24 protein-coding genes and 1 pseudogene are annotated in these 22,019 nt (G+C 71.8%); 4 read left to right on the top strand and 21 right to left on the bottom strand.

All coding sequences use genetic code 11. The features are described 5' to 3' along the window. Nucleotides 1-309 precede the first annotated feature (309 nt). The 4 genes and pseudogenes from P8T65_RS46075 to P8T65_RS46060 all read left to right on the top strand — a co-directional run. Nucleotides 310-1,200, top strand: a complete 891-nt coding sequence (locus tag P8T65_RS46075; RefSeq protein WP_316731384.1) for a calcium-binding protein — start codon at nucleotides 310-312, stop codon at nucleotides 1,198-1,200. A gap of 242 nt (nucleotides 1,201-1,442) precedes the next feature. Then, complete coding sequence (locus P8T65_RS46070) at nucleotides 1,443-1,565, top strand: hypothetical protein (RefSeq protein ID WP_316731383.1); 123 nt, start codon at nucleotides 1,443-1,445, stop codon at nucleotides 1,563-1,565. Nucleotides 1,566-1,769: 204 nt separating this feature from the next. After that, nucleotides 1,770-2,105, top strand: a complete 336-nt coding sequence (locus P8T65_RS46065) for a hypothetical protein (protein WP_316731382.1) — start codon at nucleotides 1,770-1,772, stop codon at nucleotides 2,103-2,105. Nucleotides 2,106-2,217: 112 nt separating this feature from the next. Continuing rightward, nucleotides 2,218-2,580, top strand: a pseudogene (locus tag P8T65_RS46060) (hypothetical protein); the annotation flags it as partial. 162 nt (nucleotides 2,581-2,742) lie between these two features. Here P8T65_RS46060 and hypE read toward each other — a convergent pair. The 21 genes from hypE to P8T65_RS45960 form a co-directional block, all read right to left on the bottom strand. Then, nucleotides 2,743-3,825: a hydrogenase expression/formation protein HypE gene (gene hypE, locus P8T65_RS46055; protein WP_316731381.1), complete on the bottom strand. Its 1,083-nt coding sequence runs from the start codon at nucleotides 3,823-3,825 to the stop codon at nucleotides 2,743-2,745. Beyond that, nucleotides 3,818-4,945: a hydrogenase formation protein HypD gene (hypD, locus tag P8T65_RS46050; RefSeq protein WP_316731380.1), complete on the bottom strand. Its 1,128-nt coding sequence runs from the start codon at nucleotides 4,943-4,945 to the stop codon at nucleotides 3,818-3,820. Before hypD ends, hypE begins: the two co-directional genes overlap by 8 nt. Then, entirely contained in the window at nucleotides 4,942-5,301 is a 360-nt protein-coding gene (locus P8T65_RS46045; protein WP_316731379.1) for a HypC/HybG/HupF family hydrogenase formation chaperone, read from the bottom strand. The genes hypD and P8T65_RS46045 overlap by 4 nt, the downstream gene beginning before the upstream one ends. A gap of 31 nt (nucleotides 5,302-5,332) precedes the next feature. Beyond that, nucleotides 5,333-7,741, bottom strand: coding sequence for a carbamoyltransferase HypF (hypF, locus tag P8T65_RS46040; RefSeq protein WP_316731378.1), 2,409 nt, complete (start codon nucleotides 7,739-7,741; stop codon nucleotides 5,333-5,335). Further along, nucleotides 7,738-8,571: a hydrogenase nickel incorporation protein HypB gene (hypB, locus tag P8T65_RS46035; RefSeq protein ID WP_316731377.1), complete on the bottom strand. Its 834-nt coding sequence runs from the start codon at nucleotides 8,569-8,571 to the stop codon at nucleotides 7,738-7,740. Before hypB ends, hypF begins: the two co-directional genes overlap by 4 nt. Before the next feature lie 4 nt (nucleotides 8,572-8,575). Then, on the bottom strand, nucleotides 8,576-8,974 hold the full coding sequence (locus P8T65_RS46030) for a hydrogenase maturation nickel metallochaperone HypA (RefSeq protein WP_316731376.1): 399 nt from the start codon (nucleotides 8,972-8,974) through the stop codon (nucleotides 8,576-8,578). Between the two features lie 145 nt (nucleotides 8,975-9,119). Continuing rightward, complete coding sequence (locus P8T65_RS47580; protein WP_371271399.1) at nucleotides 9,120-9,224, bottom strand: DUF6893 family small protein; 105 nt, start codon at nucleotides 9,222-9,224, stop codon at nucleotides 9,120-9,122. 11 nt (nucleotides 9,225-9,235) lie between these two features. Further along, nucleotides 9,236-9,781: a hydrogenase maturation protease gene (locus P8T65_RS46025; RefSeq protein WP_316731375.1), complete on the bottom strand. Its 546-nt coding sequence runs from the start codon at nucleotides 9,779-9,781 to the stop codon at nucleotides 9,236-9,238. Beyond that, complete coding sequence (locus P8T65_RS46020) at nucleotides 9,778-11,244, bottom strand: hypothetical protein (RefSeq protein WP_316731374.1); 1,467 nt, start codon at nucleotides 11,242-11,244, stop codon at nucleotides 9,778-9,780. The genes P8T65_RS46025 and P8T65_RS46020 overlap by 4 nt, the downstream gene beginning before the upstream one ends. Further along, a complete protein-coding gene (locus P8T65_RS46015) occupies nucleotides 11,241-11,933 on the bottom strand; it encodes a DUF6084 family protein (RefSeq protein WP_316731373.1) in 693 nt (230 codons plus the stop codon). Before P8T65_RS46015 ends, P8T65_RS46020 begins: the two co-directional genes overlap by 4 nt. Continuing rightward, nucleotides 11,930-12,586: a DUF5947 family protein gene (locus P8T65_RS46010; protein WP_316731372.1), complete on the bottom strand. Its 657-nt coding sequence runs from the start codon at nucleotides 12,584-12,586 to the stop codon at nucleotides 11,930-11,932. The genes P8T65_RS46015 and P8T65_RS46010 overlap by 4 nt, the downstream gene beginning before the upstream one ends. Next, nucleotides 12,583-13,116, bottom strand: a complete 534-nt coding sequence (locus tag P8T65_RS46005; protein WP_316731371.1) for a hypothetical protein — start codon at nucleotides 13,114-13,116, stop codon at nucleotides 12,583-12,585. The genes P8T65_RS46010 and P8T65_RS46005 overlap by 4 nt, the downstream gene beginning before the upstream one ends. Beyond that, a complete protein-coding gene (locus P8T65_RS46000) occupies nucleotides 13,113-14,897 on the bottom strand; it encodes a nickel-dependent hydrogenase large subunit (RefSeq protein WP_230218369.1) in 1,785 nt (594 codons plus the stop codon). The genes P8T65_RS46005 and P8T65_RS46000 overlap by 4 nt, the downstream gene beginning before the upstream one ends. 83 nt (nucleotides 14,898-14,980) lie before the next feature. Continuing rightward, nucleotides 14,981-16,069, bottom strand: a complete 1,089-nt coding sequence (locus P8T65_RS45995; protein WP_316731370.1) for a hydrogenase expression protein HypE — start codon at nucleotides 16,067-16,069, stop codon at nucleotides 14,981-14,983. Nucleotides 16,070-16,133: 64 nt separating this feature from the next. Next, on the bottom strand, nucleotides 16,134-17,951 hold the full coding sequence (locus P8T65_RS45990) for an enoyl-CoA hydratase-related protein (RefSeq protein ID WP_316731943.1): 1,818 nt from the start codon (nucleotides 17,949-17,951) through the stop codon (nucleotides 16,134-16,136). Nucleotides 17,952-18,125: 174 nt separating this feature from the next. Then, complete coding sequence (locus P8T65_RS45985; RefSeq protein ID WP_316731369.1) at nucleotides 18,126-18,383, bottom strand: hypothetical protein; 258 nt, start codon at nucleotides 18,381-18,383, stop codon at nucleotides 18,126-18,128. Next, nucleotides 18,370-18,699 carry a DUF6400 family protein gene (locus P8T65_RS45980; RefSeq protein WP_316731368.1) on the bottom strand — a complete coding sequence of 110 codons (330 nt, stop codon included), beginning with the start codon at nucleotides 18,697-18,699 and terminating at the stop codon, nucleotides 18,370-18,372. The genes P8T65_RS45985 and P8T65_RS45980 overlap by 14 nt, the downstream gene beginning before the upstream one ends. A gap of 117 nt (nucleotides 18,700-18,816) precedes the next feature. Next, nucleotides 18,817-19,434, bottom strand: a complete 618-nt coding sequence (locus P8T65_RS45975; RefSeq protein ID WP_316731367.1) for a TOPRIM nucleotidyl transferase/hydrolase domain-containing protein — start codon at nucleotides 19,432-19,434, stop codon at nucleotides 18,817-18,819. Nucleotides 19,435-19,447: 13 nt separating this feature from the next. Further along, on the bottom strand, nucleotides 19,448-20,476 hold the full coding sequence (locus P8T65_RS45970) for a TIGR01777 family oxidoreductase (RefSeq protein WP_316731366.1): 1,029 nt from the start codon (nucleotides 20,474-20,476) through the stop codon (nucleotides 19,448-19,450). Nucleotides 20,477-20,646: 170 nt separating this feature from the next. Continuing rightward, nucleotides 20,647-21,096, bottom strand: a complete 450-nt coding sequence (locus P8T65_RS45965) for a spore-associated protein (RefSeq protein ID WP_316731365.1) — start codon at nucleotides 21,094-21,096, stop codon at nucleotides 20,647-20,649. A gap of 114 nt (nucleotides 21,097-21,210) precedes the next feature. Next, the gene (locus P8T65_RS45960) at nucleotides 21,211-21,900 is read right to left on the bottom strand and encodes a M24 family metallopeptidase (protein ID WP_316731364.1); all 690 of its coding nucleotides are present in this window, start codon (nucleotides 21,898-21,900) and stop codon (nucleotides 21,211-21,213) included. Between the last annotated feature and the right edge of the window lie 119 nt (nucleotides 21,901-22,019).

The following is a 22,019-nucleotide window of genomic DNA, read 5'->3' as shown; positions in this document are numbered from 1 at the left end:
CACTCGGAACAGTTTCACGCCGCCGCCCACCGCCCCCTGGGGCCGGCTCGCCGGGCGCTGCGGGGCAGCCCCCTCCCAGGGCGCTCGCCCCAGCCGCAGGGGGCGCCTCTCCGGCCGCTCGTTCCCTTGTCCTCCTGCCTCCTCTCCGGTCCGTCCGGAAGGTCCACGGCTCCGCCGGCCGAGCCCGACTCCGTCGATAGATGGGGGCTCTTCCCCCATGCGCCGCCCGGGCCCGCCGGGGACCGTAGGGGCGGCCCGACGCACCGGCGGTGCGCGGGCAGGTCGACGGACGCAATCGAGAGGGAGTTCATGACACGAAAAGCGTTACTCAGGGTCCTGGTGGTCGCGGCGACGGCCGCCTCCGCGGTGACGGTGGCCGGAGGGCCCGCGAGCGCGGCCACGGGTGTGTCCAAGAGCGGGACCAACGTGGTCGTCAACGCGGCGGCGGGGCGCGCCAACAACATCACGGTCAGCCTGTCCGGGAGCAACGTCGTCATCCAGGACACCTCCGACGTCCTGAGCGCCGGTCTCGGATGCACCCTCCAGGTCAACGGCTCGGTGGCCTGCCCGGTGAACCTCAACACCGACACGGTCGTGGTCAACGCCGGTGACGGCAACGACATCATCACCAAGACCGGCAACGTCCGCGGTGACCTCAAGGGCGAGTCCGGCAACGACGTCATCAACGGCGGCCCCAGCCCGGGCAGCAACATCCTCAACGGCGGTACGGGCAACGACACCCTGAACGGCGGCGTCACCTTCGACCTCCTCATCGGCGGCACGGGCGCGGACCGGCTCAGCGGCGGAGGCGGCGCCAGCGACATCGCCAGCTACCTGGAGAGCACCTCCGGGGTGGTCGTCGACATCGACAACGCCGCCGACGACGGCATCGGCGGTGAGGGCGACAACGTCCTCACGGACGTCGAGATCGTGTACGGCAGCCCGTTCGGCGACACGCTCACCGGCGGCACGGCGGGCGACGTCCTGTCCGGCTTCGGAGGCAACGACCTCCTGGTGGGCGGCACGGGCAACGACACCCTGGTCGGTGGCGCCGGCAGCGACACCCACAGCGGAGAGGCGGGGAACGACACCCTCGACGCCGTGGACGGCGTGTTCGGCAACGACTCCCTCAACGGGGGCACCAACACCGACACCTGCACGGCCGACACGAGCGACACCAAGACCGCCTGCGAGGCGTGAGGTGACAGGGCGGGGCCGGACCGCGCAGCGCCGCGGCCCCGCCCCGCGACGCCCCGTCGGTGGCACCGTGCGAGCCGACGTGCAGAATTCGTCCAGGACGCGCAACTGCCAACGGCCGAAAATCGTCCCTCTCTCCCGAGCCGACGGGGCTCACGGGGATCGCGAACAAGCAGGAGGGGGACGATCCATGAACGTGACGCCGAGGAGGACCCGTCGCAGGCCCGGCGCCGCCCGGTCGGGTCGTGCTGGGCATCTGCCTCGCCGGAGCGCTGGGGCTCAGCGGCTGTTCCGGTGACGGCTGCACGGAGGCCGCCGACGGGGATGCGAAGGCGAGCGCGACGGCGACGAGCGGCTCGCACGCCTAGGACGGCGAGGACGGCGGGAAAAGCGGCGGCACCGCCGGGACGCCCGACGCGAAGGCGTCCGCCGGCGCGGACGACGACGCCGAGAAGTCCGGAGCCGCCTCCGAGGCCTCCTCCGAGCAGTCCGATTCCGAGACGACGGGCTCCACGGACTCGGGTGGCGCGGACGGCAGCGGTGGCGGCGGCGGGGACGACTGTGATCACAAGATGCCCATCTCACCCGACGAGATCGCGGTCTACCGCTACACGCCCGAAGGCGGGCCCCTCAGCCTGATCGTCAAGCACGGCAACTGGGGGTGCGGCACCCCGGACTCGGACGGCGCCCCCTTCGAGACGGTCGACAAGGAGACGTACATCCCGCTGGACCAGGCCGCGAACATCACCGTGACCACGCCCATCGTGGAAAGCACCACGAACCAGCCCATCGGCGTCCAGGAGTTCCTGGACTGGCTGGAGGCCCACCCGAACTCGGGCCTCGTCTTCACGTACCACCTCGGCGACGACGGTGCCATCGACCGCCTCGACGAGGTCTTCACCCCCTGACCCCAGCGGTCACGGGGCTCGATGCGCTCCAACCACGACAAGGAGGGACAATCGACACATCGTGGTGACGCATGAGCGCCGCCCCCTCGCCCACGAACAGGCAGGTCGGACCATGTCGAAGAAACCACGTTCGTCCGAACCGCCGCACGGCAAGGGCCCGAGCCGTCACCGGGGCACCGAGCAGCACGGCTGGTCGCCCGATGTGGACGAGACCCGTCAGCAGGACAACCCGAGCGCCCCGCGCTCCTTCCGTACGGCCGAGCACGCGGAAGCGGCGGGCCGAGGACGGAAGAAGTCCGCCGAGGAGACGAAATCCGTCCCGGGTGACACGGCGAGGAGTCACGGGGCGCGTGGCGAGGAGTACGGCGACGCCGACGAGCAGGGCCGCCGCGACACCGGCCGCGAGGGCCGCTCCCAGCGTCCCAGCGGCACCAAGGACGCCGCCGCGAAGACCGGCGTGGACCCGCCAGGACCCGCAGGGCCCGTAGACCGCGCCGCCGCCGCAGGGGGTGGTGGGTGTCGAGCGGAACCGGCGGGGACCGCGGGCCCGCGTCAGCCCCGCAGGGCCCGTAGACCGCGCCGCCGCCGCAGGGGGTGGTGGGTGTCGAGCGGAACCGGCGGGGACCGCGGGCCCGCGTCAGCAGATCCTCGGCAGTTGTTCGCCGATCGGCAGGTCGACCACCCGGGTGCCGCCGAGGCCGGTCCTGGCGACGACCATGCCGGGATGGTCCTCGACGGCCTCGCCGATGATCACGGAGTCGGCGCCCCGGGGGTGGGCCCGCATCGCCTCCAGTACCGCGTCGGCGTGCTCGCGCGGGACGAAGGCCACGAGCTTGCCCTCATTGGCGATGTAGAAGGGGTCCAGGCCGAGAATGGCACAGGCGTTGGCCACGGCCGACGGCACCGGGACGTCGCGTTCCCGGATGACGACCCCCGTGCCGGAGGCCGCCGCGATCTCGTTGAGGGCCGCCGCCAGGCCGCCTCGGGTGGGATCGCGCAGGACGTGCAGATCCGGGGTGACGGCGAGCATCGCGTCGACCAGACCGCCGAGGGCCGCGCAGTCGCTCTCGATCTCGACGCCGAACTCCAGTCCTTCCCGCACGCTCATGATCGCCACCCCGTGGATGCCGATGGCACCGCTGACGATCACGACATCGCCGGGGACGACCCGCTGGGGCCGTAGATCGACGCCGGCCGGGACGAGACCGATGCCGGCCGTGTTGACGAAGACCCCGTCGCCGTGGCCGGCCTCCACCACCTTGGTGTCGCCGGTGGCCACCTCCACCCCGGCGGCACGCGCGGCCGCGCCGAGGGCCTGGGCGACCCTGGTGACCACGTCCAGTTCGACGCCCTCCTCCAGAATGAATCCGCAGGAGAGGTAGGCGGCACGGGCGCCGCGCATCGCGAGGTCGTTGACGGTGCCGTTCACCGCGAGGTCGCCGATGCTGCCGCCGGGGAAGAACAGCGGCCGCACCACGTAGGAGTCGGTGGAGAACGCCAGCCGGGCCCCGCCCAGCGCGAGAACGGCCGCGTCGCCCATCTGGGAGAGCACATCACCGCCGTAGGCCGGTGCGAAGATCTGCTCCACGAGTTCGGCGGAGAGCGCTCCCCCGCCGCCGTGGCCCATGACGACCCGAGGCCTGTCGCGTACGGGGGCCGGGCATGTCCACGCCTCGATGTCGAGGGTGGCGGGGGCGGGGAGATCGGTGGTGTCAGACAACGGGGCTCGCCTCCCGGGCCTGGGCGGCGGGCATGTCCAGCCGCCGGTAGAGGTAGTACGCGGCGCAGGCTCCCTCGCTGGAGACCATCGTGGCCCCCAGCGGCGTACGCGGTGTGCACAGGGTGCCGAACGCCTCGCACTCGTGCGGCTTCAGCAGCCCCTGGAGGACTTCTCCGCTGCGGCACTCGGCGGGCTCGACCGTCCGGATCCCGCCGACCGCGAAGCGGTGCTCGGCGTCGTGGTCGCGGTACTTCGGCGACAGCCGCCAGCCGCTGTCGGGGATCACCCCGATGCCGCGCCAGGCCCGGTCGGTGACCTCGAAGACGTCCTCCAGCATGGCCCGCGCGGCCGGGTTGCCCTCCGGGCGGACGGCGCGGGCGTAGGCGTTGTCGACGGTGTGCTCGCCGCGTTCCAGCTGACGGACGGCCCGGCGTACGCCTTCGAGGATGTCCAGCGGCTCGAAGCCCGTCACGACGATGGGGACACGGAACCGTTCCGCGAGCTCCGGGTACTCCCCCACGCCCATCACACTGCACACGTGGCCGGCCGCGAGGAAGCCCTGCACCCGGCAGCTCGGCGAGGACATGATCGCCTCGATGGCGGGCGGTACGCGGACGTGGGACACCAGCATGCTGAAGTTCTTGACGCCCAGCTTCCGGGCCTGATGGACCGTCATGGCGTTGGGCGGCGCGGTGGTCTCGAAGCCGATACCGAAGAACACCACCTCGCGGTCGGGGTTCCGCTGGGCGATCCGCAGCGCGTCGAGCGGCGAGTAGACCACCCGTACGTCGCCGCCCTCGCCCCGGACCTGGAAGAGGTCCCGGCCGGTACCCGGCACCCGGAGCATGTCGCCGAAGGAACAGAAGATCACCTCCGGCCGTGAGGCGATCTCCAGCGCCTTGTCGATGACCTCCAGCGGGGTCACGCACACGGGACAACCGGGACCGTGGATCAACTCGATCTCGTCGGGCAGGAGTTGGTCGATGCCGTGCCGGATGATGCTGTGCGTCTGCCCTCCGCACACCTCCATCAGGGCCCACGGCCTGGTCACCGTGGCACGGATGTCGTCGAGGAGCCGTCGCGCCAGCTCCGGGTCCTGGAACTCGTCGATGTACTTCACCGATCACGCACCTCTTCCACCGCCACCTCTGCCACCTCTGCCACCGGCGTCTCTGCCACCGGCGCCGCTCCCATCGGCTCCACGCCCGCCTCCGCCGCTGCCATCTCCCACGCATCGCCGAACTCCTCCTGCAACATGCCGAGTTCGGCGAAGAGTTCGAGCGTCTGCCGCGCCGACTCCTCGTCCAGCCGTTGCAGGGCGAAGCCGACGTGGACGATGGCGTACTCACCGACCCGCAGGTCGGGCAGATACTCCAGGCACACCTCCTTGACCACTCCGCCGAAGTCGACGGAGGCCATCCGGGTACCGTCCCGTTCCTCGATGTCCAGCACTCTGCCGGGTACCGCCAGGCACATGAACCTCTCCTCGCTGTGGGTCGCGCGTCGCTCAGTCGGTGGGAGTGGAAGCGGTCCGGGCGGCCACCATCAGCTGGCCCAGTGCCAGCCCGCCGTCGCCCGGCGGCACCAGCCGGTGCCGCAGGACCGTGAAGCCGTCCCCGCGCAGGGCGCGGGCGCAGGCCGAGGAGAGCAGCGTGTTGGCGAACACGCCTCCCGTGAGGGCGACCGTGTCCAGCCCGTGCCGCTTCCGCGCCCGCCGGCACATGCCGTGCACCAGAGCGGCCACGCCCCGGTGGAAGCGTGCCGCGATCAGGGCCGGCTCGACGCCCGCGCGCAGGTCGTCGACGATCGCCGCGAGCACGGGTGCCGGATCGGCCCGTACGGCGCCGACCTCGCCGTCCGCGCCGTTCTCGCCGTTCTCCGGATCGTGGAGGGCGAAGGCGTACGCCGTGGTGTCCTCGGCCGGTGCGAGCAGGGCGGCCGCCTCCCACTCGACGGCGGCCTGCGCCTCGTAGCCGGCGCGGTGGCAGACCCCGGCGAGGGAGGACACCGCGTCGAAGAGCCGGCCCATGCTGGACGTGGGGACACAGTTCAGGGAGCGCTCCAACTGCCGCTCCAGCAGCGGCAGTTCGTCTGGCGGGCAGGCCACGGTGCAGGCGAGGTCGTCGGCCCAGCCGATCCCGGCCGCCCGCAGATGGGCCAGCGCCATGCGGTACGGCCGCCGTACGGCCGCGTCGCCGCCGGGCAGCAGGACGTAGGCGAGGTGCCCGAACCGGGTGAAGCGGTCGTAGTCGGCGAGCAGGAACTCCCCGCCCCACACGGCGCCGTCGTCGCCGTGGCCCGTGCCGTCGAAGGCGACGCCGATGACCGGCCGAGTGCCGTCGAGCCCGTGCTCGGCCATCGCTGCGGCGATGTGCGCGTGATGGTGCTGGACGCGGACGACGGGCCGTTCGGCCGCGTTCCGTTCGGCCCAGCGGGCGGAGCGATAGCCGGGGTGCCGGTCGGACGCCAGTGTCCCGGGCCGCACCCCCGTGAGCGACTCCAGCTGCGCCGTCGCGTGCTCGAAGGCGAGTTGGGTGCCGAGGCCGTCCATGTCTCCGATGTGTGCCGACAGCCAGGCGTGGCGGCCCGAGCCCAGGCAGAAGGCGTTCTTCAGGTCGCCGCCTACGGCGAGGGTCGGCCGTACGGGCAGGGGGAGGGTGAGCGGCAGCGGCGCGTAGCCGCGGGAGCGGCGGAGCACGAGCGGCTCGCCGTCGCAGACCCTGACCACGGAGTCGTCGCAGGGGACGTGGATCGGCCGGTCGTGGGTGAGCCAGGCGTCGGTCAGGTGCGCGAGCCGCTCCAGTGCCTCGGTGTCGTCCGTGACGATCGGTTCCCCGGACACGTTGCCGCTGGTCATGACGAGCAGCCGAGGGCCGTCCGCATCTCCGGGCAGGCCGAGCAGCAGATGGTGCAGGGGCGTGTACGGCAGCATCACGCCGAGGTCGGGACTGCCGGGCGCGACGGCCTCGGCGGGCCGCACGGCGTCGACGGCGTACGACGGTCGTGGCCGCCGCCTCAACAGGACCACCGGCCTGGCCCGGCTCTCCAGCAGGTGTTGCTCCTCGGGGCCGAGCCGCACGAGGTGCCGGATGTCGTCCGTCGCCCCGGTCATGACGGCGAACGGCTTGTCGCCGCGTGCCTTGCGGCGTCGCAGCAGGTCGACGGCCGCCTGGTTGGTGGCGTCGCACGCCAGGTGGTAGCCGCCCAGGCCCTTCACGGCGAGGATCGCGCCCCGCGCCAGCAGGGTGCGCGCCTCGACGACCGGGTCCCCGCCGTCGGCGCTGCTCGGTCCGCCCTCGCCGGCAACGAGCAGCCGCAGCCGCGGACCGCAGGCCGGGCAGGCGACCGGCTGTGCGTGGAAGCGCCGGTCGGCCGGATCCCCGTACTCGCGGGCGCAGTCGAGACACATCGCGAAGCCGGCCATGGTGGTGTGGGCCCGGTCGTAGGGGACGCCGGTGACGATCGTGAAACGCGGGCCGCAGTGGGTGCAGTTGACGAACGGGTGGCGGTACCGACGGTTCGTGGCGTCGGCCAGTTCGGTGAGGCAGTCCGCGCAGGTGGCGGAGTCCGGGGAGACCAGGGTGCGGGCCGGTCCGCCGGAGTGGGAGGCGAGGATGGTGAACGTCGTGCCGCCGACGGGAGGCACCTCGCGGTGGTCGACGGAGTCGACGCGGGCCAGCGGGGGCGCCTCGGCGGCGATCCGGTCGCAGAACCGGGCCACGGCCGAGGCGGTGCCCTCGACCTCCACGACCACGCCCTCGGGGGTGTTGGTCACGTGGCCGGCCAGGGCGAGGTCGGTGGCGAGGCTGTAGAGGTAGGGCCGGAAGCCGACGCCCTGGACGACTCCCCGGACGGTGACGCGGCGCCGCAGCCGGGTGACCTCGGTGACGACGGCCTGGGCCTGCGGAGCGCTCACGACTGGGGGTGGGCCATGGCTTCGGGGGCCTCCGGGTGTGTGGGGGCGGGGCCGTGCGTGTGGCTGTGACTGTGACCACGAGTGTAGTCGTGGCTGCGGCTGTGACCATGGCTGTGGCTGTCTTTGTGCCCGTGGTGGTGGGACTGCCGGGACATGACCGGCGCGTGGGCGGGTGAACCGTCCGCGGTGGCCAGCGCCCGGTCGAGCAGCGCGCCGACGCCCCACCCCCGGCGAGCCGAGGTCAGGATCACCTCGACGCCGGGGTTGACCTGTTCCAGGTTCTTGCGGAACGCGACCTCGTTGAACTCGGCGGCCTCCGCGAGGTCCGTCTTGGTGACCACGACCAGCTGGGCCAGACCGAAGGCGGTGGGGTACTTGAGTGGCTTGTCCTCGCCCTCCGTGACGGCGGCGAGGACGACCCGGAGTGTCTCCCCCAGGTCGTAGGAGGCGGGGCAGACGAGGTTGCCGACGTTCTCCACGAACAGCAGCCGGACGTCGTCGGGCAGCCAGCCGTCCAGATGCCCGGCGAGCATGCCGGCCTCCAGATGGCACAGCCCGTCGGTGAGCACCTGTTTGACCGGCACACCCGAACGCGCCAGGCGGATCGCGTCGTTCTCGGTGGCGAGATCGGCGCTCAGCGCCGCCACGGGGATCGACCGCTCGCGTGCCCGCAGCAGTTCCTGTTCCAGCAGCGCGGTCTTGCCGCTGCCCGGGCTGGACAGCAGGTTGACGACCGCGGTTCCCCGGGCCGTGAGAGCGTCGCGCAGTTCGTGGGCGCTCGCGTCGTTCTTCGCGAGTACGGCCTGGCGCAGGTCGGCGACACGGCACATGGTTTCAGCTCTCCTCGGAGATCGGTTCGCGGGAGGACGGACGCGCGGGGCCGCCGCCCTCCCAGCGCACGTCGACGATCTGCAGTTCGCGGCCCGCCAGCAGTTCGGTTCGCGTACCGCCGCACGCGGGACAGGTGAGCCGGGGCGGCATGCCGACGGCCCACTCGTGGGCGCAGGGAGTGCAGCGGGCCCGCCCCGGCACCGCCTCGGTGACCAGTTCGGCACCGTCCAACAGGGTCCCGGCACAGGCCAGTTCGAAGCAGAAGGCGAGGGAGTCGGGGACGACACCGGCCAGTTCGCCCACCTGGAGCCGAACCGCACGCACCACCGTGACGTCTCCGGCCCGGTCGGCGGCCTCCGCGACCTGGTCGACGACGGCCAGCGCGACGGACATCTCGTGCATGGGTCTGTGGTCCTTCCGCCGCCGGCCTTGCGCCGGGGTTCATTACAGGTGGGCGCACGCGGGTCCCGCGGCCCGCCGCGCCGTCACGGCACGGCGGGTACGCCGTTCGACGCAACCGTTCGGCGCACCCGCCGACGGCCGTGCCTCACATCCGTCGGATGCGCAGGTAGCGCCTGAGGTCCGGCAGCACCTCGGCGGCGACGGCGACCAGGGCGGCCATCGCCGCTCCTCCGATGACGATCTTCTTCATACCGTCTCTCCTCATTTCGGAGCCTCAGCGGTTGAGGCCCGCGCCACGGACGGCTCGCCGTTCCGCAGCAGCTCTTCGATCAGCCGGACGGCCTCCGGCACGGCGGCGGACACCGGTGTGCTCAGTCCGATGCGCTCGTCCACCGAGGCCGGTTCGCATCCGACGACCAGGACACGGCGCGGTGGCTCGCCGCCGGTCCCGGCGCAGAGGGTGCGCAGCAGCGCCAGGACGGTGTCGGGGGTCATCCGGTGGCCGTCGAGGGCGGGGGTGCCCGGCGACGGTTCCGGCACCGTGTCGTCGTGCTCGATGACGTAGAGCGTGCCGGGGGCCTCGCCGCGTGCCGTGGCGTCGACGAGGACGAGGGTGTCGTAGCCGTCCAGGAGCTGGTAGGCGAGGTGCACCCCCCGGACGCCGATGTCCACGACCTCGGTGTGGCCGGGCAGGTGACGCTCGGCGAGGCGGCGAGCGGTCTCCACGCCGAAGCCGTCGTCGCCGAGAAAGATGTTGCCGATGCCGGCGACCAGGGTCCTGGGCCCCGGCGCTGGAAAGGGACTCATGCGTCGTCCTCCAGCGGGGTGACCTCGTCGGGCTGGAAGTACAGGTACCGTCCCTGCTCGCGCCGGATGTCGGCGCCCGGGTCACCCTCGACCGTCACCGCGAGGTGCACCCCGCCGTCGACGTCGTGGAGCACCGCCTCGACCTCGGCGGTACGGCCGCGCAGGAAGATGTCCTGGGCGTCGGTGCGGCGCAGCCCCGGGCGCAGTTCGACACGGCTGCCCTTGCCCACCGACCGGCCGTCGACGACCACGCGGTCCCGCGTCGGGTCGAAGCCCGCGTCGCTCGCGGGGTCCCACCACGGCGTGTCCGGGCGCGGGACCCCGTACTCGTCGGGGAAGCCGTCGCCACCGGTGCCGAAACCGGTGTCCGGGAAACCGGGGTCCGGGGCGGTGGGGTCGGGGCCGGTGACCTCGCGCAGGCTCCGTACCGCGCCGTGCAGCCGTTCCAGGACCTCGGGCGGCATCGAGTCGGCCAACTCGATGACGGCGGCTGCGCGTTCGTCGGTGCCCCGGGCCTCCCGCTTCTCCTCGTCGGTGAGGGCGGCGGTGCGCAGTGCGAGGATCTCGTCGATCTCGGTGGCGTCGTAGAGCGCGCCGGGGCTCTCCGGGGCGATGGCCGGGTGGTCGTCCAGGATGATCGGTGAGGACAGCACGAGGTCGGCGCGGCCGGGTTCCCCGGCGAGCACGGGCCAGGTGTGCAGGTTGCGGCAGGCGGCGACCGCGTCCTTGGCCCACTCGGGGGGATCGGTCATCGACAGGAACGATCCGGCGCTGAGGGCCATGAGCAGGTGGGTGGCCACCAGGGAGTGCGGCAGCGCGGCGTCCCGGTCCGCGCCGTGTCCCTCGGGCGGGGTCCAGCCGCTGGTGTTCTCGACGACGGCAGTCAGGCGCAACACCCGGTAGGGGCCGTCGAGTTCGCGGGCGGACAGCCGTACCGTCCCGTGGATCTCCTCGCGGCGCCGGAGGAGTCGGCCGACGGTGCGGCCGGCCGCGTCCAGGACCGGTGCGGTGTCCTCCCGTGCCGGGAGGTGGAAGGGGTGGGTGACGCCGTCGCCGAGGAGCGCGTCCACCGGCGCGATCACCTCGACGCGTTCCTCGACGCCCTCGTCCCAGGGCACCAACACCCGGTCGTCGAGGTCGAGTTCGGGGACGGTGTCGAAGCCGCCGTCCGGGCGCGCCCGCTGCACCGTGCGCCGTCGGGCGTGCAGGAAGCGCACCTCCACCGAGAGGGTCGCGCCCCCCTTCGGCTCCATCAGGCACTCGGTGTGCTGGAAGTCGTGTTCGTCGCATTCGGCGCCCCAGGCGGGCGGCACGAGCACCCCGAACTGCCAGCGCAGCCGGTTCTTGGCCGCCGAGGCACGGTAGGGGTAGAGCACGTAGCCCTCGAAGAGGACGGCGTCGGCCACCTGCCGGGCGAGGGCGAACCGTTCCTCGGTCTCGGCGGCGAACGCGGTGAGGGTCACGTGTCGCTCCTTCCGGTGGTGCCGGTGAGGGCGCGCAGCGGGTCCCTCGCGGGCGCGTCGGCGGCGCGGCTGTCGTCGAGCAGGGACGTGAGGGTCGCCTCCCAGGAGGACAGCGCGTGCCGGGAGCGGTAGGCGAGGAGGGCGTCCATGGTGTCGCGGGGCAGCCGGATCCAGCCGCAGCCGGGGAAGTGCTGTTCGACCATCTCCCGCCAGGTGGCGACCGGCATGCGGAAGGCGGCCTCGCGGTCCCACGGGACGGGTTCGACCCGGAAGCCGCCGGTGCCGGTGAACGCCGTGCCGGAGAACAGCATCAGCAGCGGGACCTCGCCGTCGGCGAGGGCGGTGAGATAGCGGCTGGCGGCGATGTCCATGTCGTAGGTGCAGGGCACGACGAGGTCGACGTCGGTCTCCCCCGTGAAGCTGGGCACCATGAGCGCGACCTGGGCGAACTGCACCGGTTGGAGGGAGCTGCCCCAGCGTGAGCGCTCGCCGAAGAGGTCGGTCAGCCCGTCGGCCTCGGCCGGTTCGTACGTTCGGTGGGCCGGTTCGATGCGGATCTGGCAGCGCAGCGCGACGGCGTGCACGTGGGCGTTGTCGGCGGCGGTGACGCGCAGCCGGAAGACGAGCGTGGGTCCGGCGGCGTACCGGTCGGCGCGGACGCCGGTGCAGGCGAAGGAGAACTCCGTCATGGGCGCACCGCCTCGTCCACGGGGCGTGCGCGTCGTGCGACGTCCGCGAAGAAGGCGTCCAGCGCGGCGCGGGCCTCGGCCCCGCCGTCGAAGCCCTGCCACAACAGACGCATATGGCCGACGAGTTCGTAGCAGATGTCGATCGGGACGAGGTGGCACTCGCCGCGGCCGTCGGTGCGGCGCAGCAGCAGCGCCTCCACGTCGGGTTCGAGGAGGTCGGCGAGGCGGCTGCCGGCGAGGGCCGCCTCCCAGGTCGCCGGTTCGAGTTCGCTCTCGGTGGCTCCGGCCGGGCTCGGGTAGAGGGCGACCAGCCGGTCCAGCGCCGCGTTGCGGAAGAGGAAGGCGACGCCGACCGGGATCTGCAACGCCTCCCAGGCCGTGTCGTCCAACTGATGTGCGGGGTCGGTGAGGTAGCGGGCGGGGACTGCGCGGAAGCGGCCCGCGGCGGCGCCGGGCTGTTCCATCAGCAGCGCGCAGGCGCCGCAGGCGCAGACGAGGGCGCGTTTGTCGGTGTCGACCAGGTGGCGGTGGTCCTGGGGCACCGCCACCGCGCACAGTTCGCACCGCTCCTGGCGCGGTGGACGCTCGGTGAGGAACCGCCGCAGGCCCGCGCCGGGACCGGCGTTCGGCGTGGGCGCGGTCGTCGTGGTCATCGGGCCCCCGCCGGTGCCGAGCCGATCTGCAGGAGCGGGGGTTCCACGGGGGCGGTCTCCACGTGGACGGCCCTGACCTCGGGCGCGAAGCAGGCGAGTGCCGTCTCCGCCGCCTGCCGGGCGTCGGCGGCGGAGCCGCAGCCGCAGCCGCCGGACGCCCGGGCGCGCAACCGGAGCGTGCCGGTCGGCTCGTCGAGTTCCATGACGTCCAGGATGTGCTCACGGACGGTGTCGAGGGCGCGGGCGATACGGGTGTCGCGGTCCTCGGGGTGCAGGTCGTGCAGGACCAGGAGGCTCGCGACGAGTTCGTCGCCGAGCAGCCGTGCCGACGGGTCGCCCGGCGCGGAGGACAGCAGATGGAGGATGCGGGCCAGGCCGGCCCCGTAGAAGTCCATGAGGGAGCGGACGAGTTCCTCGGCGGCCGCGGTGACGGCCGGGTCGCCGCTCTCGGCGAGGCGGTCGAGCACCTCCTCGACCCTGCGTCCGGTCTGCTCCGCGTTCACCGGCGCCGTCGCCGTCGGCGCGCTCATCCGCCCAGTCCGCTCAGGCCGGTGGGCACGTGCATCGACTTCACGGTCCTGCCGTCGCCGACGTACATGTGGACGCCGCAGGGCAGACAGGGGTCGAAGCTGCGGACGGCGCGCATGATGTCGATGCCCTTGAAGTTCTCCGGGGTGTTCTCCTCGAAGATGGGCGTGTTCTGCACGGCGTCCTCGTACGGGCCGGGTGTGCCGAAGGTGTCCCTGGTGCTCGCGTTCCAGGGCGTCGGCGGGTACGGGTGGTAGTTGGCGATCTTGCCGTCGCGGATCACCATGTGGTGGGAGAGGACGCCGCGGACCGCCTCGGTGAAGCCGACGCCGATGCCCTGGTCCGGGACCTCGAACTTCTCCCAGGTCTGGGTGCGTCCGGCGCGGACCTCCGCCAGGCCCTTCTCCGCGCAGTGCAGGGCGACGGCGGCGGCGTAGGCCTGGAAGTAGGTGCGGGCGCGGTTGCGTTCGAGGGCGTTGGACCACTTCGGGATCCGCCACTCGAAGGTGGTCTCCGGCTTGGTCATGGTGCGGGGCAGGTTGATGACCACGCTGTGGCCGGTGGCCTTGATGTAGCCGATGTCGACGAGCCCGGACAGGGCGGTGGACCACAGGCGGGCGATGGGGCCGCCGCCGGTGTCCAGGGCGAGGTGGTCCTTGCCGTCGAACCAGCGCGGGGACATGACCCAGCTGTACTTGTCGTCGAAGTTCCGCTTCTGCGGGGCCGGGATGGTGTGCTGGTTCCACGGGTGGCGCGGGTCGACCGGGTTGCCGAGCGGGTCGTGGGTGACGAACTGCTCCTGGCCCTGCCAGTCCTCGTAGTAGGAGCTGCCCAGCAGGATGCGGATGCCGAGGTTGATCTCGGTGAGGTCGTTGGTGACCAGTTTTCCGTCCACGACGACACCGGGGGTGACGAACATCTTCCGTCCCCAGTCGGTCATGTTGGCGTAGGTGAAGTCGCAGTACTCGGGGTCGTTGAGCGCGCCCCAGCAGCCGAGCATGACGCGTCGGCGGCCGACCTCCTCGTAGCCGGGCAGGGCCTCGTAGAAGAAGTCGAACAGGTCGTCGTGCAGGGGCACGACACGCTTCATGAACTCGACGTAGCGCATGAGGCGGCTCATGTAGTCCGTGAAGAGCTGGACGGAGGCGATGGTGCCGACGCCGCCCGGGTACAGCGTGGAGGGGTGCACATGGCGGCCCTCCATCAGGCAGAACATCTCGCGCGTGTAGCGGCTGACTTGGAGCGCCTCGCGGTAGAACTCGCCCTCCAGGGGGTTGAGCGAGCGCATGATGTCGGCGATCGTGCGGTAGCCGTGCTCGGCGGCGTGCGGAGCCTCGGTGCGCTCGGCGAGTTCGAGGACACCGGGGTTGGTCTCCTTGACCATTTTTTCGCAGTAGTCGACCCCGACCAGGTTCTCCTGGAAGATGTTGTGGTCGAACATGTACTCCGCCGACTCACCGAGGTTGATGATCCACTCGCCGAGGTGCGGGGGCTTCACGCCGTACGCCATGTTCTGGGCGTACACGGAGCAGGTGGCGTGGTTGTCGCCGCAGATCCCGCAGATGCGGCTGGTGATGAAGTGGGCGTCGCGGGGGTCCTTGCCGCGCATGAAGACGCTGTAGCCACGGAAGACCGACGACGTGCTGTAGCACTCGGCGACCCGCTTCTGCTTGAAGTCGATCTTCGTGTGGATGCCCAGGGAGCCCACGATCCGGGTGATCGGGTCCCAGGCCATCTCCACCAGGCCACTGCCGTCGCCGGCCGTCTTCGTCTTCGGTGCCATCTGGGTGGGTGCCCTTCGTTGCGTCACTGCGCGGGAGTTGGGGTGGGGTGTGGGGAGGGGAACCGGCTACTCCTGGGAGTCGCTCACCACGGGGGCCGGTAGCCGGTGGTGATCTTCTCGCCGGTACGGCGCCACTTGGGCTCCTTGTCCACGGTCCTGGCGGTGATCGACCGCAGTTTGCGGACCACGGCGCCGTACGCCCCGCTGGCGCCGCTGGACACCTTGGCGCCGGGGGGTTCGTCCATGAACGGCATGAACTTGTCGGGGAAGCCGGGCATGGTGCAGGCGATGCAGATGCCGCCGACGTTGGGGCAGCCGCCGATGCCGTTCATCCAGCCGCGCTTGGGCACGTTGCACTTGACGACCGGACCCCAGCAGCCGAGTTTGACCAGGCAGGTCGGCGAGTCGTACGACATCGCGAACTGGCCCTGCTCGTAGTAGCCGGCGCGGTCGCAGCCCTCGTGCACGGTGGCCCCGAACAGCCATGTGGGGCGCAGCTTGTCGTCCAGCGGGATCATGGGGGCGGCGCCGGCCGCCTGGTAGAGCAGGTAGGTGAGGGTCTCGGAGAAGTTGTCCGGCTGGATCGGACAGCCCGGGACGCACACGATGGGGATGCCGGCGTGGGACTTCCAGTCCCAGCCGAGGTAGTCCGGCACACCCATGGCGCCGGTCGGGTTGCCCGCCATGGCGTGGATGCCGCCGTACGTGGCGCAGGTGCCGATCGCGACGACCGCCAGTGCCTTGGGGGCGAGCCGGTCGATCCACTCGCTGGTGGTGATCGGCTGGCCGGTCTCCGGGTTGTCCCCGAAGCCGCACCAGTACCCCTCGGGCTTGATCGCCTCGTTGGGGATGGAGCCCTCCACGACGAGCACGAACGGGTCGATCTCGCCGCGCTCGCCCTTGAAGAACCACTCGATGAAGGTGTCCGACCCGCCGATGGGGCCGCATTCGAAGTCGATGAGCGGCCAGTGCACGGCCACCTTCGGCAGCCCCGGCAGCACACCGAGCACGATCTCCTCGATGCTGGGCTGCATGGCCGCCGTCAACGCGACCGAGTCGCCGTCGCAGCTCAGGCCCGCGTTGATCCAGAGGATGTGGATCGTGGGCGTTTCGTCGGCGGGCGCAGCGCCCGCGTCTGCGGCATCGAGCGTGCCCGGCGTCGCCTCAGTCATGGGACCGCCTCCTGGGGAGGTAAGGGATGAAAGCCTGTAAGTCGGCCGTTCACTCTTCTTCGTATCAGCCGTCGAACCGCGATGGGACGACAGCGGGGGCCGTTCCGGTGACGTCGTCGGCGGCGGGCATCGGGGCGGTTCGCGCAACCCGGGCCGCCGCCGGGTGCGGCGGGGTGTGCGAGGGCCGTTCCTTGCGGACGAAGGAACGGCGCAGCGCGTGGTACCGGGCGTCCGGGTCGTCGAAGGTCCGGCGCATCAGGGCGAGCTCCCGCTCCCGGAAGCCGGCCAGGGGGGTCGTGCTCTCCAGCCGGTCCAGCTCGGTCTTCTTCGCGGAGATCCGTGCTGCCGTCGCCGGAAGAGAGGCCAGCCGTGCCGCCAGGCCCGCGACCTCGCCCGCGAAGGCGTCGGGGTCCCGGTCGACGATCCGGTCGACGATCCCGAGCCGCAGTGCGCTCGCCGAGCTCACCGGCAGGGCCTCGTCCATGAGCCGTCCGGCCGTCGCGGCTCCCACGCGGCGCGGCAGGGTGAGGGTCCAGTACTCCGAGCCGTACAGGCCCATCAGCCGGTAGTGCGGGTTCAGTACGGCGCCGGAGCGGCACCACACCTCGTCGGCCGCCAGGGCGAGCATCACGCCTCCGGCAGCGGCGTTGCCCCCGATCGCCGCGACCACCAGCCGGTCGGTCGTCGTCAGGACCGCCTCGACCAGGTCGTCGATGGCGTTGATGTTCGCCCAGGACTCGGCGGCCGGGTCGTCGGCGGCGTCGATGACGCCCAGGTGGATGCCGTTGGAGAAGAAGTCCCGCTGTCCGCCCAGCACCAGCACCGTCGTGGGCCGGGCGCACGCCTCCCGGTAGGCGTCGAGGAGGCGGCGGCACTGCTCGGTGCTCATCGCGCCGCCGGGGAAGGAGAACGAGAGGTGCCCGACGTTCCCCTCCTCCCGGTAGCGGATGTCCGACCAGGTCCGGTCCGGGTTCTCGGGCAGGCGGGGCAGGGCGTCCTCGGGCAGCGGCGGCAGCCGGTCGCCCAGGGCCCGTACAGCGGGCAGCTTGAAGGTGGGCGGCTGTCCGGGCACCCGCCGGGGCCGCAGCTCGGGGATCCACACGGCACCGTCCCTGGTGGCCCGGCAGATCGCTCCGGCGCGCGTGGCCAGCAGTTCCCCCGGGCGCCCGCGCAGTACTCCCTCGGCGTGGCCGCCGTGCAGGTACCACTCCCCGCCGAGCAGCACGTCCAGGACGCCGGGCTGCGAGTCCGCCGCCCGCAGCTTGCGCAGGACGTCCCGGGTGGAGTCCTCGTCCCAGTCGATGCGGCGGACGCTCTGGTCGAGGTAGGGACGGGCGCGGGGGCAGGAGGGGGCGGCTGCACCTACAGCGGCACGCTCGTGGGCGTCGGCGGTGCCCGACCCGGCCTGCTTGAGCGGCACGTACGTGCCGTGGGCGAAGCGCTCCACCGCGAGCAGCACGGCCTCGATGGCTGCGTCGGCGATCTCGCCCCGGTACAGCTCGCTCTTGGCCACCGGAGGAACCCGGCAGGGCACGCAGGCCCACACGTCACCGGCGTCCATCTCCGCGTCGGCCTGGAGGACGGTGACGGCCCACCGTTCGGCGCCCTCGTGGATCGCCCAGTCCAGGGAGGACGGTCCCCGGTCGCCCACGGGCCCTGGGTGGACGACGAGGCAGGCGTATGCCGACCACACCTCCTCGGGGATCGCCGTCCTGAGCATGGGCGCGACGATGAGCTCCGGTGCGTGACGCCGTACGGCCTGCGGCAAGGGGTTGTCGGGCAGGGCCAGTTCGACCGCCACGGTGTGGCCCCGGTCGCGCAGCTCGGCGTGGGCGCGCTGGGTGAGGCTGTTGAAAGCGCTGGCTAGGAGCAGGATGTGCACGGCTGCCTCCGGGCGGACGAACGGCAGGCAGGGATGACCGCCGACCGAGATCCTCGGCCACCGCCCTCCGCCGTCCCCGGCGACAGACGGTGAGGTCATCCGAAAGCGGGCGCCCCTGCGCCGTCCGGCCTCACCGGGCCGGCCCCGGCCCGTCGGCTCGGCTGCGGGGGCGGGTCAGTGGCGTCGCAGGCCGCTGCGGATGCGCTCCCAGGGGGTGCGGGTGGCACCGAAGTGGGTCTCGTGGGCCCAGATGTGGGTGCACGACGGGCACTGCAGGTGCAGCAGGCTGCCGACGTTGGAGAGCAGATAGCGCCAGTGTGCGGAGCAGGTGTGGCCCTGCTCACAGGTCACGCATCCCCGGTGGTCGGCGCAGTTCGGGCAGGCCACCCAGGCGCGGCGCCCGATGTCGGCCTGCGGGTCAAGCGGCAGCATGACCGCCCCCGTCTCCCGGCAGCACACCGGCCGCGACCAGTTCGTCGTAGACCCGCCGCTGATCGGCGTCGAGGCCGGAGTAGAGCAGTCGGTTCGCCGCCTGCTCGTCGCGCAGGGCCGCGACGGGGTCCCAGTCAGGGCCGAGGGCCTCCAGGAAATGAGCGCGCCGGAGCATCTCGTGCGAGGTCAGGTCGATGTCCAGATCGACCGTCGGGGAGGCGTCGGGGCCGTCCGTGGTGGGATGGCCGGCCGCCTCGGGCTCGTCCGGTTCGGGCTCGTCCGGTCCGCCGGGAAGGGCGCGGTCAAGGGGGGACATGCGACCGAACGTAGGTAGGCGCCGCGTGCCCGGGCAAGGGCAGGTGGGCGAAGTCACAGCAGGTCCGGGGCGCGCGGGCAAGCTCGGACCGGTCCGCAGGACGCGGTGTCCCCCGTCTCAGAGGCAGGTGAAGAGATCGTTCAGCGGGGCGGGTACCTGCTCGGGGGCGAGGGCTTCGACCAGGAGGCGGCCGTAGCGTATCTTGCGCCCCTTCCGGGTGCTCATGAAACGCCGCAGTTGCTGGTGCCGGGGGCGGCCGTGCTGTGCGGGCTGCTGCAGGAAGGTGTGCCAGGGGCGCGACTCGTCCTCGGCGTGGACGATCTCCTCGACCCGTTCGGGGCCCAGCGCACGGATGAGCTCGTCCTCCAGGTCCGCCGAGCAGACGAAGACGGCGTGGCGCGGAGTCGAGTCCGGGGCGAGGCCCCGGTCGAAGAACGGCTTCTCGCGCTCGTCGCACAGACCGACGAGACGCAGGCCGAGGCCGGAAGGTCCGAGGCGTGCGGCATAGCGGCCGACGCTCATCGCACCGCCCATCGACAGGACGCAGACCCCCTCGGCGGCCAGGTCCCGGCGCCGCCGCTCGGCCAGCGCCTCGACGGCGGCGAGGTCGCTCAGCCCTTCCAGCAGGACGACCGTGTGCACCCCGAGCGGCTCCGTCAATTCCCTCGCCGATCCGCCGGTGCCGCCGCCCGCCCAGCGGGTGACCTCGTCCCGGAACATGCGCATGTCCACCATGCCTGGGAGTCTGCTATGCCGACCGACGCCACCGCACGCGATATTCCGGGTCCTGTCCGCCTTCACGCGTGCCGATGCGCTCCCGGAGGGGCACGGCGGATCGCTCCGATCGGGCCCGCCGCACCAGGGACGCCGCAGCGTCCTCCCAGTCGGGGTGCGCGAAGGAGAACCCGGCGGTGAGCAACCGGCCCGGCACGACGCGGCGGCTCTTGAACAGCAGTTCCGTGTCCGAGCGCAGGGCGAACGCGCCCAGTTCCGCCATCCAGCGGGTCGCCGGCAGTCCCACCGGGACGTTCCAGGCCGTGCGCAGCTGCCGCATGAACGTGCGGTGCGGAAGGGGGTCGGGCGAGGCGAGGTTCACCGGCCCGTCGAGGTCGTCCCGGGCGATCAGGAACTCCACGGCCCGCACGAAGTCCTCGTCCTGGATCCAGGAGACGTACTGCGCGCCGCCGGCCACCGGACCGCCGAGCCCGAACCGCACCAGTCGTGACAACACGTCGAACACACCGCCCCGGTCGGGGCTCATCACCATGGCCGAGCGCAGGGCCACCTTGCGGGTCGCGGGGGTCGGCGCCTCGGCCTGCGCCCGCTCCCAGTTCCTCGCGATCTCGACGCTGTACGCCCAGTAGTCGGGCACCCCGGGCTCGGAGCCGCCGATGGTGCCGGTCGCCTCGTCGTGGGGCGCGTCGAAGCGGTGGGCGTAGACCGTCGCCGTACTCATCTGGAGCCAGACGCGCGGTGGCCGCCCGGCGGCGGCGATCGCCTCGCCGACGACCCGCGTCGAATCCACCCGGGAGTCCATCATGGCCCGCAGGTTCTCAGGGGTGTAGCGGCAGGAGACGCTGCGTCCGGCCAGGTTGATCACGACGTCGCAGCCGTCGATCGCCGTGACCCAGGGGCCGAGCGTGGCCCCGTCCCAGCCGATGTCGTGGGCCCGCCTGGGGCGCCGGGTGACCACGGTGACCTCGTGACCGGCCGCTGTCAGCGCACGGTCGAGAATGGCACCGACCTGTCCGGTCCCCCCGGGCAGCACCACCTTCATCTGAACCCCCTTCGATCGGTTCGACCTCAGGGTAGCTCTTTTTGAACGCGTTCAACAAAGCGCCGTGAGTCCCCGCGCCAGGTGCGCCTCAGGAGAGGCGGCCGGTTCGGGAACTCACGGCTCGGTGACAGGCTGATCAGCTGACCGGTCGAGTCAGCACGTCGGCCGGATCAGCGGATCTCGGTGACCCGCGTCTCCTTCAGGGAACCGCAGTTGGAGTTCTCCACCGACACGTACACGTTGTCGATGCTGCCGCCCCAGCTCACACAGAAGCCCTTGCCGTAGACGTAGGCCGGCCCCGCGTACGAGGAGTAGTCACCGGCGTCGCCCGCGTACTCGTCGGTGGCGGGGATGTAGACCCACGTGGACATGGGCTTGAGCGTGCCCGGGTTCTTGCGGATGGTCGCGACGCAGTTCTCGCCGTTCGAGGAGTTGTAGGTCAGGTAGACGGTGCCCAGCGAACCGACGGGCGCCGAGTTCACCGTTTTGTAGGCCTTGCCGCAGACACCCTGCGGGGTGACGTTCGGCGCGGCGGAGGCCGTCGCGGCGAACGCGGTCGAGGCGCCCACCGCCAGAGCGGCTAACGCCCCCATCGTCACGACATTGCGCACCTTTCGCATATTTCCCCCTTGTAGCCATGAGAGCGCTTTGCTCTCACTGGATGTGACCCGCGAGTGGCACGGATGGTTGCCCCGGTCTGCCATCGAGGTTCACGAAGGGGACGAAAGGCCCGGTCAGAGGGTGAGTAATTCTTCGTGAAAGCCGCCGAACTCGCGTGCGGGGTCGATGAGATGGATCTCCAGGATCCAGTGGCAGCGGCGCCCGGCCTTGTCGGTGCGGCGCAGCGGTGTGGTGTTGGCGGGGGTGATGTACGACTCCACGTCCGCGCCGTCGATCCACTCGTGCGGGAACTCGCCGACCAGGTGCCCGGCGTGCCAGCCGCCCAGCTGCCATCCGGCCTCCGCGGCGAGCCTCTCCACCTCGGCGTACAGCCGCGCTCCGGTGATGTCCGGGTCGGCCTCGAAGAACGCCCGGCCCGCCGCGAAGACGCGGGGCAGGTCGTCGCGGAGGCGGTGCTTGACGGGGTCGTCGCCGAGGACGAAGGTCCGGCCGAAGTCGGCCTCGTACTCCTCGAAGATGGGACCGAAGTCGGCGAACACGATGTCGTCAGCGGTGATCACCCGGTCCGGTGGGTTCTCCCGGTAGGGCTTCAGTGTGTTCGGGCCGGAGCGCACGATGCTCTTGTGCCAGTGCCGGGTGGTGCCGAACAGTTCGTTCGCCAGGTCCCGGATCCGGTCGCTGACCGCGCGTTCGCCCTCGCCGGGGGCGACGTGACCGCGCTCCTCCACCTCCGCGAAGAGCCGTACGGCTTTCGCCTGGGCGTCCAGCAGCCGTGCCGCCCGCGTGGGTTCGTCGTCCGCCATGGGCCGACCGTAGTGAGAGGGATCGCCGTCGGCAACGGGGGTGCACCGAGCGGCCACGGGCGTATCCAGGATGTGTCCCGGCGGTCATGAGGCAGGCGAACAGCCCTGATCTCCCATGA

Source organism: Streptomyces sp. 11x1 (assembly GCF_032598905.1).
Lineage (GTDB): Bacteria > Actinomycetota > Actinomycetes > Streptomycetales > Streptomycetaceae > Streptomyces.
The sequence above is the reverse complement of the archived record's forward strand: the minus strand, read 5'-3'. Positions and strand labels throughout refer to the sequence as shown.

Coding starts and splice junctions, on each gene's coding strand:
- P8T65_RS46075 (WP_316731384.1), top strand. CDS start 310: ATGACACGAAAAGCGTTACTCAGGGTCCTGGTGGTCGCGGCGACGGCC.
- P8T65_RS46065 (WP_316731382.1), top strand. CDS start 1,770: ATGCCCATCTCACCCGACGAGATCGCGGTCTACCGCTACACGCCCGAA.
- P8T65_RS46045 (WP_316731379.1), bottom strand. CDS start 5,301: ATGTGCCTGGCGGTACCCGGCAGAGTGCTGGACATCGAGGAACGGGAC.
- hypB (WP_316731377.1), bottom strand. CDS start 8,571: ATGTGCCGTGTCGCCGACCTGCGCCAGGCCGTACTCGCGAAGAACGAC.
- P8T65_RS46030 (WP_316731376.1), bottom strand. CDS start 8,974: ATGCACGAGATGTCCGTCGCGCTGGCCGTCGTCGACCAGGTCGCGGAG.
- P8T65_RS47580 (WP_371271399.1), bottom strand. CDS start 9,224: ATGAAGAAGATCGTCATCGGAGGAGCGGCGATGGCCGCCCTGGTCGCC.
- P8T65_RS46025 (WP_316731375.1), bottom strand. CDS start 9,781: ATGAGTCCCTTTCCAGCGCCGGGGCCCAGGACCCTGGTCGCCGGCATC.
- P8T65_RS46015 (WP_316731373.1), bottom strand. CDS start 11,933: ATGACGGAGTTCTCCTTCGCCTGCACCGGCGTCCGCGCCGACCGGTAC.
- P8T65_RS46010 (WP_316731372.1), bottom strand. CDS start 12,586: ATGACCACGACGACCGCGCCCACGCCGAACGCCGGTCCCGGCGCGGGC.
- P8T65_RS46005 (WP_316731371.1), bottom strand. CDS start 13,116: ATGAGCGCGCCGACGGCGACGGCGCCGGTGAACGCGGAGCAGACCGGA.
- P8T65_RS46000 (WP_230218369.1), bottom strand. CDS start 14,897: ATGGCACCGAAGACGAAGACGGCCGGCGACGGCAGTGGCCTGGTGGAG.
- P8T65_RS45995 (WP_316731370.1), bottom strand. CDS start 16,069: ATGACTGAGGCGACGCCGGGCACGCTCGATGCCGCAGACGCGGGCGCT.
- P8T65_RS45985 (WP_316731369.1), bottom strand. CDS start 18,383: ATGCTGCCGCTTGACCCGCAGGCCGACATCGGGCGCCGCGCCTGGGTG.
- P8T65_RS45980 (WP_316731368.1), bottom strand. CDS start 18,699: ATGTCCCCCCTTGACCGCGCCCTTCCCGGCGGACCGGACGAGCCCGAA.
- P8T65_RS45975 (WP_316731367.1), bottom strand. CDS start 19,434: ATGGTGGACATGCGCATGTTCCGGGACGAGGTCACCCGCTGGGCGGGC.
- P8T65_RS45970 (WP_316731366.1), bottom strand. CDS start 20,476: ATGAAGGTGGTGCTGCCCGGGGGGACCGGACAGGTCGGTGCCATTCTC.
- P8T65_RS45965 (WP_316731365.1), bottom strand. CDS start 21,096: ATGCGAAAGGTGCGCAATGTCGTGACGATGGGGGCGTTAGCCGCTCTG.
- P8T65_RS45960 (WP_316731364.1), bottom strand. CDS start 21,900: ATGGCGGACGACGAACCCACGCGGGCGGCACGGCTGCTGGACGCCCAG.